The organism is Polyangiaceae bacterium (genome assembly GCA_020633235.1).
Lineage (GTDB): Bacteria > Myxococcota_A > Polyangia > Polyangiales > Polyangiaceae > JACKEA01.
In genome coordinates this window covers 371,465-385,308 of the sequence record JACKEA010000008.1, presented here as the reverse complement: position 1 = coordinate 385,308, position 13,844 = coordinate 371,465, and the positions used below count along the sequence as shown (strand labels likewise).

The 13,844-nt window shown below is 67.4% G+C and carries 11 protein-coding genes; 5 read left to right on the top strand and 6 right to left on the bottom strand.

Annotated features, from left to right (window positions below; translation table 11 throughout):
* Nucleotides 1–15: 15 nt before the first annotated feature.
* Nucleotides 16–246 (top strand): hypothetical protein, encoded by a 231-nt coding sequence (locus tag H6717_37790; protein ID MCB9582853.1) that lies wholly within the window; start codon nt 16–18, stop codon nt 244–246.
* On the top strand, nt 243–1,145 hold the full coding sequence (locus H6717_37785; protein MCB9582852.1) for a hypothetical protein: 903 nt from the start codon (nt 243–245) through the stop codon (nt 1,143–1,145). Before H6717_37790 ends, H6717_37785 begins: the two co-directional genes overlap by 4 nt.
* Before the next feature lie 435 nt (nt 1,146–1,580).
* Here the strand turns inward: H6717_37785 and H6717_37780 are convergent, their stop codons facing one another.
* The gene (locus H6717_37780; protein MCB9582851.1) at nt 1,581–2,189 is read right to left on the bottom strand and encodes a hypothetical protein; all 609 of its coding nucleotides are present in this window, start codon (nt 2,187–2,189) and stop codon (nt 1,581–1,583) included.
* A 1,068-nt stretch (nt 2,190–3,257) separates the two neighbouring features.
* A complete protein-coding gene (locus H6717_37775) occupies nt 3,258–4,430 on the bottom strand; it encodes a hypothetical protein (GenBank protein ID MCB9582850.1) in 1,173 nt (390 codons plus the stop codon).
* 650 nt (nt 4,431–5,080) lie between these two features.
* Between H6717_37775 and H6717_37770 the strand changes: the two genes are divergently transcribed.
* On the top strand, nt 5,081–5,467 hold the full coding sequence (locus tag H6717_37770) for a hypothetical protein (GenBank protein ID MCB9582849.1): 387 nt from the start codon (nt 5,081–5,083) through the stop codon (nt 5,465–5,467).
* Nucleotides 5,457–6,074, top strand: coding sequence for a hypothetical protein (locus tag H6717_37765; protein MCB9582848.1), 618 nt, complete (start codon nt 5,457–5,459; stop codon nt 6,072–6,074). Before H6717_37770 ends, H6717_37765 begins: the two co-directional genes overlap by 11 nt.
* Nucleotide 6,075: 1 nt before the next feature.
* Here H6717_37765 and H6717_37760 read toward each other — a convergent pair whose 3' ends face one another.
* Both H6717_37760 and H6717_37755 read right to left on the bottom strand, forming a co-directional pair.
* Nucleotides 6,076–7,227, bottom strand: coding sequence for a hypothetical protein (locus H6717_37760; GenBank protein MCB9582847.1), 1,152 nt, complete (start codon nt 7,225–7,227; stop codon nt 6,076–6,078).
* A gap of 257 nt (nt 7,228–7,484) precedes the next feature.
* Nucleotides 7,485–7,916, bottom strand: coding sequence for a hypothetical protein (locus H6717_37755; GenBank protein ID MCB9582846.1), 432 nt, complete (start codon nt 7,914–7,916; stop codon nt 7,485–7,487).
* A gap of 169 nt (nt 7,917–8,085) precedes the next feature.
* On the opposite strand from H6717_37755, the gene H6717_37750 reads away from it, so the two are divergent.
* On the top strand, nt 8,086–10,188 hold the full coding sequence (locus H6717_37750) for a hypothetical protein (GenBank protein ID MCB9582845.1): 2,103 nt from the start codon (nt 8,086–8,088) through the stop codon (nt 10,186–10,188).
* A gap of 111 nt (nt 10,189–10,299) precedes the next feature.
* Here the strand turns inward: H6717_37750 and H6717_37745 are convergent, their stop codons facing one another.
* Complete coding sequence (locus H6717_37745) at nt 10,300–11,838, bottom strand: putative metal-binding motif-containing protein (protein MCB9582844.1); 1,539 nt, start codon at nt 11,836–11,838, stop codon at nt 10,300–10,302.
* Nucleotides 11,839–11,940: 102 nt separating this feature from the next.
* Nucleotides 11,941–13,809: a sel1 repeat family protein gene (locus H6717_37740; protein MCB9582843.1), complete on the bottom strand. Its 1,869-nt coding sequence runs from the start codon at nt 13,807–13,809 to the stop codon at nt 11,941–11,943.
* Nucleotides 13,810–13,844 lie beyond the last annotated feature (35 nt).

The window sequence follows — 13,844 nt, the reverse complement described above, 5'->3', positions numbered from 1 at the left end:
TATCCTGGACGCCCCATGGGCGTCTTGTTGGCAGACATCGTCCTCGCATCGAGAACGGACGGTGCTGCGCTCGCACGCACGGCAGTGCCCGCACACGCGTGGCCCTTCATCAATGCCAAGTGCACGAGCATCGCGACGTTCTCGAAGCCCACGCCGATCTCGAGCAAGACCGACTTCGAGCCGAGCTCGGTGAGCGATTGCGCGGTCCGCGAGGACAAGACGCTCTTCGTCTGGACGTCGCCATGAGTCGACGCTCCGATCCGTTCTGGCCCTGCAAGCTCGTGAAGCTCGACGGCGGGCGCCACAGCATCATCTTCACGGCCTTCGATCTGGTCGAGCATCACTTGAAGGGGCGCGAGCCAACCGGCTACGCCATCGAGGCGCTCGTGAAGCGCAAGCTCCGGGCGAGCGACCCCGCCGCACTTCGTGCAGTGCGCTTCGACCCAGAGAGCTCGATGTTCAGCGCCTACGGCAAAGACCGCGGTGCGCTCGAAGCGACGGCCCGCGTGCTGCGGGCGCTCTCCGACGTCAGCGAAGAATCAGCACGGGTCAAGGCAACGGCACGCGACCGCGCCACCGTCGAGGACCTACTGCTCCGCGGCTTCGTGACCGGCCTCGACGTCCGCGCCCAGAAGGCGTTCTACGCGTTGATGCCAAAGCCGCCCATCTCCAGCGCGCAGCGCGAGCGGCTCGCAGCATTGCGCAAAGGGAAGCGCAACGACCGCATCGCGGCGGCCCGCCGCATCAACTCCGAAGCCCGCCAACACACGCGCCACCTCGATCACTATCTTTCGGATCCGCGCACGACGGCCGCCATTGTCGACGCCATCGCCAACGAGCCCGACGACAAGGTTCGCGAAGAAGCGCTGTGGGCCCTCGCCTTCATCGTCCAACGCCACCTGCCGGATCTCCGAACCCGCCCGCTCTTCGAGCAAGCGCTCACTCACCCCCGCGCCAACGTGCGCTGGATCGGTGTGCTGGGCGCCTCCGAGCTCTTCGAGGTGAGCTGGGACAAGCTCCTCGTCCTCCGAAACGACCGCTCCAAGAAGGTCCGCGACGGCGTCGCCCTGGCCATCCGACGCTTCGGCCCGTTCCCATCGTGGATGTTCGAGGACGAAGTCCCCCGCGGCACCCCACCACCCTGAGATCGACACATGGGTTAGGGGTTAGATCAACACACGGATCGAGGGGATGTTGGTCCGCCGCGAGCCCCATCCCATTCCGTCTCTCCCGCGCCGCGCAGTTTCGTCGCGGGCCCGCGCTTCGCCACTGCGGCACCTCCAGCACCAGTACCAGCACACGGCGCGATCCCTCGCACAGTGTCAGTCGTACCCACGGCGCGCCTCGCGTCACTTCCACCCGCTCGCACCGCGCGCCTCGCGTCACTTCCCCCCGCTCGCACGGCGCGCCTCGCGTCACTTCCACCCGCTCGCACGGCGCGCCTCGCGTCACTTCCACCCGCTCGCACGGCGCCCCTCGCGCCACTTCCACCCGCTCGCACGGCGCGCCTCGCGTCACTTCCACCCGCTCGCACGGCGCGCCTCGCGTCACTTCCACCCGCTCGCACGGCGCGCCTCGCGTCAGTTCCAGCCGTAGGCGCGCGCCTTCGCCTCGCAGGTCTCACAGCGACACAGTGAGAGCGGGGCGTCGATGACGGTCCAACGCTCGTGGTCGTAATGTCCGGGGATCAGTCCCTGTTGCGGCACGGCGGGGACCACTTGCACGAACCCCATGTCGTCGATCTCGATGAGATCATTGACGAGGACCGGACGCTCCGGGTTCAGCATGTAGTCGGCCACGTCGTTCAAGAGCCGGCCGGCGAGCATGCCTAGAAATCGGGGCACGTCGCGGATCTCCAGCTCTGCCAGGCCGAAGTCCTGCAGGCCGTGGGTGTGCACCCACGCCGTGTCCGCCTGCACCACGTGGATCTCGATCAGGTCCCGCGCACGCAATATGTCTCCGGTGCCAGGGAAATCGATAACGTCCCGCGCGCGCGGTTTCGAGCCGACAGCGCGCTTGGGCATCCCGACGAGATCCCGCACAGGCGACGGCGCGCCGACGACGCGCTTGGGCGTCCCGACGAGATCCCGCACAGGCGACGGCGCGCCGACGACGCGCTTGGGCATCCCGACGAGCTGCTCGCGGGGTTTCGAACTGACGGAGCGATTGGGCTTCTTGATTCGTTTCATGCCCGACGCCGTTGCGATCCGCGTGCCAACCCTCCACGACCAAGATCCTCGACAATTCCAGCGAGCCGCCCCTGGCGAACTGGCGACTTCGCCAGGCGGTTCGCCACTTCGGGGCAACGCATCACCCACCGAGTGCGTTTCTAAAGTCCGATTGCGCGGCGGGAAAGGAGTGAGGCCCCGCACGACCCGGAACCCAAACGATAGGAGTCGAATGTCGCCACCTCCCGCAGTGGAGCTGACACCGTCCACTTGCCCTGGCCACCGTCCCAGTACACTTGGCGCGAAGCAGCGACGCAGTGCCCGCAGCCACGCAGTGCCGCAGCGACGCAGCGCCGCAGCGACGCACAATGCCCGCAGCCACGCAGTGCCCGCAGCGACGCAGTGCCCGCAGCCACGCAGTGCCCACAGCCACGCAGTGCCCACAGCCACGCAGTGCCCACAGCGACGCAGCGCCGCAGCGACGTACAATGCCCGCAGCCACGCAGTGCCCGCAGCCACGCAGTGCCCGCAGCCACGCAATGCCCACAGCCACGCAATGCCCGCAGCACGCAACGCCCGCAGCACGCAACGCCGGCAGCCGAGCTGCCGAACATCGATGGGTGTGATTAGCCCAGGTAGTTGCTATGTCAACCGCTTTTGGCGCGACCCAACCCCCATGATCAGCCCGAACCACAACGCGCCCTGTGCGAACCACAACGCGCCCTGTGCGAACCTCATCGCACTCAGCCCGAACCACAACGCGCCCTGTGCGAACCACGCCCACGCTCAGCGCTCCCCCCTCCGAGCACCGCGGGTAGTTGCTATGTCAACCGCTTTCGGCGCGACCCAACCCCCATGATCGGCCCGATCCCCCGCTCTGCGCGAACCGCAACGCGCCCTGGGCGACCCTCATCGCGCTCAGCCCGAACCACGCCCGTGCTCAGCGCTCCGCCATCCAAGCGCCGCGGGTAGTTGCTATGTCAACCGCTTTCGGCGCGACCTAACCCCAGTGCTCACCTGAGTCGGTCCTCTCTCACAAGCTGCGGCCCAGCGTCCGTTCGGCGCGGAATCAGCCCGCGCGCATCGCGCTTACCGCGGAACGAGCAATGCCAGTGCACGACGGAGCAGCTCTTCCAGCGAGAGGCTGCGGGCTTCGGCAGCGAGCTTTTCCGTCGCCTTCGTGGCTTCGGCCTTCTTGAAGCCTTGGCTCGTCAGCGCCAAGAGGAGCTTGTCTTGCTTCTCCCGCGCCTCCGCATCCGCAGCGTCCTCGGTGTCTGAACGCCTTCGCTGACGAAGGCGAATCTTCTCTTCGACGTACTCGCGGCCGAAGGTCTTCTTGGCCGCATTCAAATTGTGGCTCCTGCAGTACACCCGACCATTGGAGGCGCCATCGCTACCACCGATGCCGGTGGCTTCGATGTGGTCGTACTGGAGATACGCCTTCGCCGTGCAACGCACGCCGGACTCCGACACGAAGCAGCACTGGGCACCGTCGCGCTCGTACACCTCGCGCCGGGCTGCACGGCCGGGCTCGCCCGGCTTCGTTCCGCGGGAGTGGCGCGGCTTGTCCGTCTTGCCCCAGCGCTTCTTCTCCAGCTCGCGAATCAGCGCGTCGAGCGCCCGTTCGACCACGACCTCGAGCTCTCGGCTCACGTGGCTCATCAGATTCTGGGCGTGCTCGAGCTTCGCTTTCAGGCTCTCGCCAGCGCTGAAATGCACCTCGAAGCGCCCTTCCGAGAGCGGCTCCACGCCGGGCGCCGGACCTTTTCCGCCAGTGCGCAGCGGCTTCACCTGGTCCAGAACGTCCGGCTTGGGGAACCAGCGCGCGAGCACGACGCGAATCCCCGCGCTGGTCTTGCCGGCGGCTTCTTCCAGGAGCGCACTGTGATTTTCCTGCGTGAGCCGCGGAGCCAAGAGCGAAAGCCCGGAAAGGTGCAGATCTCCGCTCGCGAGCAGCGTGAGCACGACCGGAAACGAGCGCGCTGCCCGCGCCCCGGCGATGCTCCGATACGCCGTGCCCTCGCTCATCCCGAGGCCACGCACGCAGAAGTCGAACATGGACGAGTATCCCTCGTCGAACACGAGCTCGCGCCGGTCGATTTCGGCGAGGTGGGCGACCAAGTGCGCGGTGGCTTTGCGCCGACCGGCGTTGGCCACGACCGCGCTGGACCAGAGATCGCGATTGGAGAGGTCTTGAAGTGCGGAGAGCGCAGTGCGCTCGGTGGCAGACGGTTCTACGGAAATGGCTTTGGACGATGACATGACAAACCCCCGTGGTTTCCTCCGGCATACCATGGGAAATTTCGCCTTCTTCAGCGCCCTCTCGAGACGCTTTCGCAGACGGGGACAGCTCGAAGAGCGATTTGCTTTCGAACGCGCGCCCAGTGGGCGCACGTGTGCTGCGCAGGCACTGTGCGAACGAGAGCGACGAAATGAGAGCGCGGAGCGTCCGAAATCTCGTCAACTGAAATCGTCTTCGCGGCGTCGAATTCTGTCGTCCGCTTCGCACTCGTCTCGGATCGCCATCGTTGCAGACATTCCGGCCGCTTGGTCCGCCCTCGAACGACGCGCGGCAGCGGCGGCACCTGTCCGTCGCTCTCGCCGGAGTGGCACCGATGGTGGTCAACCCAGGTGAACAGTGGGCCTAACCCCCATGATCGGCCCGATCCACGCGCTCTGCGCGAACCACAACGCGCGCCAGCCGCCCTCCAAGCGCCGCGGGTAGTTGCTATGTCAACCGCTTTCGGCGCGACCCAACCCCCACCATCGGCCCGATCCGCGCGCTGGCGCGACGCACCCCCCGGATCACCGCGGTAATGCGCCGCGGCCCCGCGCCATCCTGACGGGACTGCCCCCGGCGACGCGCGACGAATCCGCCACAGGGGCGGCTTTTGGGGTACCTTTCGGCGCCCATGGCCGAGGACGAGACCACGACGCCCCGAGGTTCCCCTCCTCCGAGGGTTCCCAAGGGGCTCGCGCCGGCCCGACAAAAGAAAAAGAAGAAGAAGGCGAGCGCGCTCAGGCCGGACGGCGCGGAGCGACCGCGATTTCTCCTGAAGTTCCCGCGGCATCCAGAGCTGGATCGACTGGTGGCGGCGTTCGAAGCGGGGGATTACGCCACCGTGCGGCGGGACGCCCCCAAGCTCGTGGACAGCGACGAAGACGCCGCCGTGCGGAATGCGGCCCTCGAGCTCGAACGTCGCATCGAGCCCGATCCACTGATGAAGTATCTTCTGCTCGCATCGGTGGTGCTGCTCGTGTTCCTGATCCTCCAATCGTACTTCGGACATGCTCACTAAACTCGGCGCGTTGGCCCTGGCCCTGGCCCTGGCCACCGCCTGCGGCGGGGAGCCTCCACCACCCGCACAGACGGGCGGGACGCCGGGACCCGTGGTCAACGAGGTCGAGCCGTACATGCCGCTGGTGACGGACACGGTGCTCGCCTACGACACCAAGAACGAGAACAGCGGGGAACGCGGCGTGCTGATGATGCGTATCCGCCGGGCGCGGGCGGATCTCGCGGAGCTCACCGTGGGCGGCCGCGTGCAACGCCTGGAGCTCACGCCAGAGGGCATTCGTCAGACCGAAGGTGGCTGGCTGCTCAAAGCCCCGCTCACGGAAGGCGCGCACTTCAAGGGCTCCTTCGGCGACGTGACCGTCACCGCCGTGGGCAAGCCCATGAACGTGCCCGCCGGCAACTTCGGCGATTGCGTGGAAACGGTGGAAGAAGCGCCCACCAAGCAGAAGAAGGTGACCACCACCTTCTGCCGAGATGTGGGCATCGTGCGGCTGGACGTGGAGGGCGCCGTAGGAGACGACTACCAGCGCGAGAGCGCCGTGCTCCGCTCCCACGGCCCGGCAGTGGACATCGGTGCGGATCTGCCGCCGCCTCCGCCCAAGCACTGAGCTACATCGCGGAAACGCGCACTTCCACCGGCGCCGCTGCGCGGGCTTCGGAATGCGTGACCTCGCCGTAGGACAGCGCGCCGTGAACGATGGTGGGTGAAAGCCCCGGCGCAATGGGCGACGGCGTGACCTCGCTGGACGGAAACATCTGCACGAACCCCGGTGCGCGATTCACGCGATCCACCAGCGTGCGTTCGAGGATCATGGACGTGTACTGGGTAGCGCCGAGCTCCGGCGTGTTGGCGTTGAGCACCACGTCTAGGTCCTGCCGACGGCACAGGGCCGCCAGCCCCTTGATGCGGCTCTCGAGCGGGCTCCAGTTGTCCGCCGCGGTGCCGTTCTCGCTGCAGCCCCACACCCCGTCGCTGGTATTCACGAACAGCGTCTGATTGCCGGACGTGTGCCCCGGCGTCGATAGCAGAAGCACACCGTCTCCGAGCTGCAAGTCGCCATCCGTGAGCACCACGTTCTCGGTGCGCACCCGCCGCTTGCCGTCCGCCACGAACCACGCGCGCTGCATCGGGTGCAGGTCGTCCCAGTCGTCCCACTCCGCGCGCGGCGCCAGGAGCTTCGCGTTGGGAAAGCGCGCGGCGTACTCGCCGTCCGTGGTCCCGAGCAGCGATCGCAAGTCCTGGGTATGGAAATGGTCGAACGCCACGTAATCGATGCACTCCGGCGTGATGCCGAGCTGCGCCAGCTGGTGCTCGAGGCTATCGAACTTCTTCGCCAACAAGCTGAACGCGATGGTGTCCCCCACCTGGCGGATCATGCGCGCGAAGAATGGCGTCGCCCGCGATGCGACGTCGTCCGTCGGATTGAACAGCAAGGTCTTGATGGCGCCGCGCAGCAGGAACTGCACCAACAGCGCTCGGTGCGTCATCACCACATAGGGCGCCGGAGACAGCGGCGCCGCCCAGAACGCGTATTTCGTGGGGTACGCCAGCGTCGTGATCGGCAACGTGCGCACGCTCACCACGCGCCCACCCACGACGAACCCCTCCCGCAGCTCTTCCGCCGCTCGCCGCACGGCGCGCAGCTTCGGCCCGTGCCCCGACACCTGCCACGCCTCCGTCAGCCCGCCCACCGCGGACAGCTCGTCCGCGCGTCCGAACCCCTCGCGCGCGACCATCACGTCCCGTGTCCCTTGCGCCATCTCATTCCCTCCAGCCGCCCCCATACCGCCGCCACCCCTCGTCGTCGAATGCCCCCGTTTCGCGCTGTCCCCCTGCATGAATTCTGCCATGGCCGAGATCATGTTGGTCCGGCGCGATACCCGTCGCGCCGCGACCTCACTTCGCGTCCCTCCGCCCATCGCGTCCGTGGCGCGAGGTTCCGCGCCTCACCAACATCCCCTCGTCCCCTACCCTCACCCGAGATTGCGCAGCTCACCCCCTCCCTGGGCGGCGCGCGTCAGGGGCCGCCGTCGCCGGCGTCGAGGGTGAGCGTCACGTCCACGGTCTCGATGCAGCGGTTCTTGCCCTTCGCTTCCAGCGTCTTCTCGAGATCCGGATAACCCGACGCTTCCACGGAGATGTCCGCGGCGCCCTGGGTCCACAGCACGCAGGAAAGCTCGTTGACCGATGCGCCGGCTTCCACCGGACCACCGTCCACGTCGCGGTGCTGGCAGAAGACGTTCTCCTGTGAGTGCACTGCCTCGTCCAACCGGTACTCCTCGACCCCGCCCCCGTACTTCACCCGCAGCACGGTGTCGGAGGGGAGCGGCTTGGCTCCAGCGGTGACCAGCCGGAGCTGGAACGCCGGCCGCAGTGGACAGTCTTCTTCCTGCGGCGAAGAGCACCCCGCCAAGAGCAGCAAGAAAGGGAGGTGTTTGACGCTGATCATCGGCCCCGCGGCCCCTGTACTACCCAGATTTCGCGCACGGTGCCACTTGCGTGAACGCTGTCGGGAAGCCTCGCATCTAGTGTGCTGCATTCGGGCGGCTCGCGGGGCCGCCGAGGGAACAATCTAAGAGCGCGCCGGACGCGAGTCCGAGCCTGCGCACGGGTGCGTCATGCTGCAAAAGTTCGCGCGAGTCGTCGGGGTGTGTTTGTCGATCGGGATCGCCGGCTGTGGGGGCGGCGACGCAGAAGGCGGCCAGCACCCGGACGGCGGCGCGGGCAGCGGCGGCTTCGGCAATTCCGGTGGCTTTGGAAACGCGGGGGGCTTCGGCAACAGCGGAGGCACGGGTAACGTCGGCAACTCTGGCGGCACCGGCAACTCCGGCGGCACCGGCAACGCGGGGGGCAGCGCGGGACACGGCGCCGGCGGCAGCGGCGGCACCGGCAACGTCGGCAACTTCGGCGGCACCGGCAACTTCGGCGGCACCGGCGGCAGCACGGCGACCTGCGATCACGGCGTGTGCGATCTGGGCGGTCCGCTGAAGTCCAACTGCGACTCGTGCACGACCAGCGTGTGCGCCGCGGACAGCTACTGCTGCGCGAGCGCGTGGGACAGCTTGTGCATCCAAGAAGCCTCGCAGTACTGCGGCGGCGTCTGTGGCGGAACCGGCGGCAGCGGCGGCACCGGTGGCGGCGGCGGCGCGTGCAGCCAGGCAAACTGTTACCAAGGCTGTTGCGACGCGACCGGCAAATGCGTCAAGCCACCGACCAGCACCGCCTGCGGCTACCAGGGCGCGAAATGCGTGGACTGCACCACGAGCGGCAGCGTGTGCAACGGCTCCGCGTGTTCGGAGTGCAAGCCGAGCTGCGACGGCAAGGCCTGCGGCGACTCCGACGGCTGCGGCGGAGTGTGCAAGGGCGATTGCGCCGCCGGTGAGTTCTGCGCGGTGGGCTTCCCGAACCTGCCCGCCAAGTGCACCAAGTGCGGCCCCAGCACCTGCAGCGGCTGCTGCACGGCCACGGGGGAATGCCTGAGCGGCGGCAAGCGCGACGCCTGCGGCAGCGGCGGCCAAGCCTGCACCGACTGTGGCGCGCAAGCCTGCGTCAGCCAGGGCTTCGGCTATCCGCCGAAGTACGCCTGCGGCGCCTGCGGCTCCGGCTGCGACCCATTCCCTGATCCGCAGTACCCGGTGTGCCAGTCCGACGGCTGCGGCAAGCCCTGCCCGGGCTCCGGCTGTGACCAGACCTACGGCCCCGCCGAGTGCATGATCGGCAAGGACGGCTACGGCCAATGCAACCCGACGGACTTCTGCGATCCGTTCATGTGCGACAGCGGCTGCTGCGACTATTCATCCGGCTGGGGCGGCAAGTGCGTCACCGGCAACCTGCCCAGCGCCTGCGGCACCGGCGGCATCCAGTGCATCGACTGCGTGGCCAAGGGCGGCAGCTGCAACGTGAGCACGCAGACCTGCACCAACTGTACCCCGGATTGCTCCAACACCTACTCCTGTGGCCAGGGCGACGGCTGCGGCGGCATCTGCACCGGCACCAAGGGCGGCAAGTGCGGCTCCTACCCCGGTACCAGCTGCAACGACGAAGGCCAATGCAAGTGCCAGAACGACGGCGAGCTCACGTGCTACGACCAGACGACCAAGAAGTACGAGTGCCGCGACACGCTCTCCGACGCCAACAATTGCGGCGGGTGCGACATCACCTGCCCCACCGGCAAGGCCTGCGTGAACGGCACCTGTCAGTGTCCGGCGGGCTCCCTGTTCTGCAAGAGCGGCACCGCGGGTGACCCCGGCGTGTGCACCAACCTGGGCAACGATCAGAACAACTGCGGTCTGTGCAACAACAAGTGCCCCGGCACCACCTGTACCGACGGCAAGTGCGCCGCGTGCCCCTCCGGCACCCAGAAGTGCGGTTACCAAAATCCGGTGTGCGCCGATCTCCAGACCGACACCGACAACTGCGGCCAGTGCCTGAACAAGTGCCCGACGGGCATCGCCTGCGTCGCCGGCAAGTGCCAGTGCCCCACGGGGCAGACCTCCTGCAACGCCACCTGCACCGACACCAACACCGACACCAAGAACTGCGGCAGCTGCGGCGCAAAATGTCCGACGGGCGTCGCCTGCAGCGGCGGCAAGTGTCAGTGCCCGGCCGGCACCACGTACTGCGGCGGCGTGTGCACCAACACCGACGTGGATCCGAACAACTGCGGCGGCTGCAACGTCATCTGCCCGAGCTTCTTCTGCCAGAACGGTACGTGTCTCTGAAGACGACTCCTCCGCTCCTCTTTACATTTTGGTGTTGGTCCGGCGCGGCCACGTCACGACGACCGCCCGCAGCGTGCGTCGCGCCGGACCACACCGTCCTTGACGGCGGCGTCACTTCGGCGCGTCGCACAGCGCGGGACCCAGGTTGCGGATCTTCACGACGCTCTTGCCGCCAGTCTGCTCGATCCATACCGCCGCAATGGCCGTCGCGCTCGCGTCCATGTCGCCCACCAGCTCCGGCAAGGCGTTCGTCGAGTACGCAGAGCTCGTGAGCTTCACGGCCTGGATGCGCTTGCAGTCTTTCCCTGCCGTCGCGATCGAGAAGCTCAGCGCCCCCCCGGCCGGTCCCTCGGAGTACGCCACGGCGCTGCCCAGCGGCAAAGGCGCCACCGCCGCAGGGCCCAACGAGCTCGAGCCCGTCGCCACGGGTTCGCTGCAGTCTTTGGCGCCCGCCCCGGACAGCCGCGCCATCTTCATGTTACGTGCCGCGGGAGAGCCGCTCTGCCAGGCCCCCAGCCACACGCCGTCCGACGCCGCGGCAACTTGAACGAAACCATCTTGCGGAGCGACGGTGTCGCTCCAGGTGCCCGACGACGTGGACGCCAACTGCCCGTCCAGCAGACGATACTTCACGCTCCCGGTGGGCGAGCCCTCGGTCCACGCCACCACCGCTTGGTTTGGCCCCGCCGCAATCCGCGCGGCGCCGAAACCCGTGAAGCTCGGCACGAGCTCCACGGGAGTGCCGGTCGCCAGCGAGCCATCGGCCTCGAGCGCTTGTGCCTGCAGCGCGTACGTGGTCGGGCTCAACACCCGCTGCCAAGTGACGAGCCAGTATTTGCCGGCCGCGGCGACGGACGGGATGATCTCGTCGTCCGCGGTCTTGGCAACGGGGACGACCGCCGAGGGACTGTTCGTCGTGCCGTTGACCGCCACGAAGAAGACGTCCGAGCTTCCACTGCTGGTGTCTTCCCAAACGACGCCAAAGGACGAGCCATTCCAGGCGATGCGAGCCACGCCCGCCTTGGACGGCAGGGACCCAAGAACGATGTACGGCCCGATGCTGGTCCCTGTCGGCGACACCACCTGCAGGGCAACGAACTGGTTCGTACCGTCGTCCACCGTGAAGACCACGCCAAAGCTCTGGATCTCCGGCGCCCACACGATGGCCGGCCACGACACCGTCAACGTGCCCGTCGACGTGAGCAGCGTCTTGTTCTCGCCGTAGGCCGTCAGGCCGTCTTCCACGTCGGCCTTGCCGTTGCAGTCGTTGTCGATGCCGTCGCACACTTCCTGGGCACCCGGGTACGCCGTGTCGTGGGCGTCGTCGCAGTCGTCGCCCGGATCCTCCTTGCACAGCGCGTCCTTGTAGCCGTCGTCGTCGGCGTCGCGACCTTGCACGCCGCACACTGGCCCGCCGCTGCTCTCCTTGCAGGTGGCCTCGCAATGATTGGGGTCCGACACGCTGCAGGCCGGCGTCCCGGCCGCACACTTCTTGGCCGTGCACAGCTCCAGACCGTTGCAGGCACGGTGATCGTCGCACTCGGCGGCCGTCTCGCACGCCTTGCCGATGGTGCTGGCGCTGCTACCGCCCCCGCACGTGCGCGTGTCCGCGCAATCCGACGACGAGCACCCCACGTGGCTCAGCGTCACGCCGAGTGCAAGCAACCAAGCTATCTGTCTTTTCACTGAGAACCCCCGAAAGGCAAGTCAGAGGCCTCAATCATTGGCGCCAATCTTGGCGTCTGTCGAGCCTCAGCGCACTTTGGGGTGTTTCGCCATGGCGCAGCCCCACACGTCGCCGCCCTTGCACGACACCTCGAAGGTCTTCTTGGCCAGTGGCTTGTTGCCCAGTGCCAGCACTGCCACGCCCAGCTGAGCGCAGTCGCGCATGTCGCCGCTCTGGCAGCTCGCCTGCCACACCTTCACGGCCTGCTGCAGGAAGTTCATGTCCATGGGCTGCTTGTCGCCCAGCAGCGTGGTCACCAACCCGCAGGCGATGAGCTGCCCGGAAGAGGTCGCGCCCGCCGCCTTGGAGGCGTCGCAGGTGCGGCGCCACTCCGTGGCGGCGCGCTTCATGTCCACCTTGCCCACCAATCCGGTTTGATGCGCGACGCCCCACCACAGGCACTCCGCCGTGTTCTCGCGGCAAGCCTTCTCGTAGATGGCCGCCGCCAAGCGTGCGTCCTGCTTCACGCCCTTGCCCACCTCCACCAGGTAGCCCAAGTTGCTGCAGCCGATGGACGCGCCGCCATCGCACGCCATCTTGAACAGGCCCGCGGCGATGCGATCGTCTTGCTTCATGCCCTGTCCCGCGTGCGCCATCACGCCCAGCTCGCTGCAAGAGCTCTTGTCGCCACCCTTGCACGCCTGCAAGTACAGCTTGGCGGCATTGGTCAGATCTTCCGGCACGCCGTCGCCAAAGTGATACTGGCGCGCCGCCATGCCACACGCTTGCGCGTGGCCGTCCAGGCACGCCTTCCGCGCCAGCACGTGCGCCTTGTCCTTGGCGACCGGCAGCCCGCTGCCGTTGTAGAGCGCGATGGCCAGGTTGTAACAGCCGTTGGACTCGCCACCCTTGCACGCCTTCACGAACAGCTTGGCGGCCTCCACCGCGTTCGCACTGACGTTCTTGCCCTGTGCGAACATCACGCCCAGCGCATCACAGCTCCCGGTGTTGCCCTTGTCGCACTGGACGCTGCAGTCTTGAACGTCGCCGAACTTGCACACGTGAGACTCGGCCATCTCCGGCTTGGTGCACTTGCCCCCGGAGAACACGAAGCCCGGCGGGCACGCTTCCGACTCCTCGTTCTTCACCACCGTGGGTCCGTCCGCCTTGGGCTTCTGCTGCGTATCGCCATCGTCCAGCGCGACGAGCTCGAGACGGATCAGGGACCCGCACTGTTGCGGCGGCGTGTTCGAGTCCGGCATCGCCTTGCGGCACGCGTCGATGAGCCCGTCCTTGTTCGCCAAGTCGCTGGACTTGGACGCAGCCGCACTGGCACCCGCGCCGAAGATCTCCGCCACCGTGCTGGCCCTGCCCTTGGCGGCGCTGCGCATTGCAAAGGCTCCGATGGTCGCGCCCCGCACGAAGTGCGTCGCTCCCGCGCACTGCCCCTTCAAGTCCTTCTTGGAGGCCGTCGCCCAGGTCGTCTTCTTCTTGCCCACCATCACAATGGCGATCTCGAGCGCTTGGCTCTGCCCCAGCTCGCCGCCGATCTTGGCCAAGATGCCGAGCCCCGCCCCGGGCAGGTTCGCCTTCACCTCTTCCGCCGTGAGCAGCCGTACCACCTGCTCCTTGGTGTTCACTCCGATGAAGCCGTACTCGCCGTCGATGTGACAATCCTTCAGCAGCCGCAGGCCCTTCTCGCTGAAGCCCACCACGGCCACGCCTTCCTTCATGGCCACCTCGAGGTCGCCCCGCGCCTCGGGTTGCCAGTCCACGATCAGCGGCTGCCCCTTGGCCTCGATCACGTACACGCTCTCGGAGCCGCGCACGTCTGCAGCCTTGGGGTTTTCGGGAGCCACCTTGTCAGCCACCACCATCTTCTTGGGGCAGGCCGTGAGCAGGAGAGGAGCCAGCGCAAACGCGCACACTCGAGACGCAGAACGCAGCAAATCCATAACCTCACACCGTAGACCACCCGCGCATCCCCCGT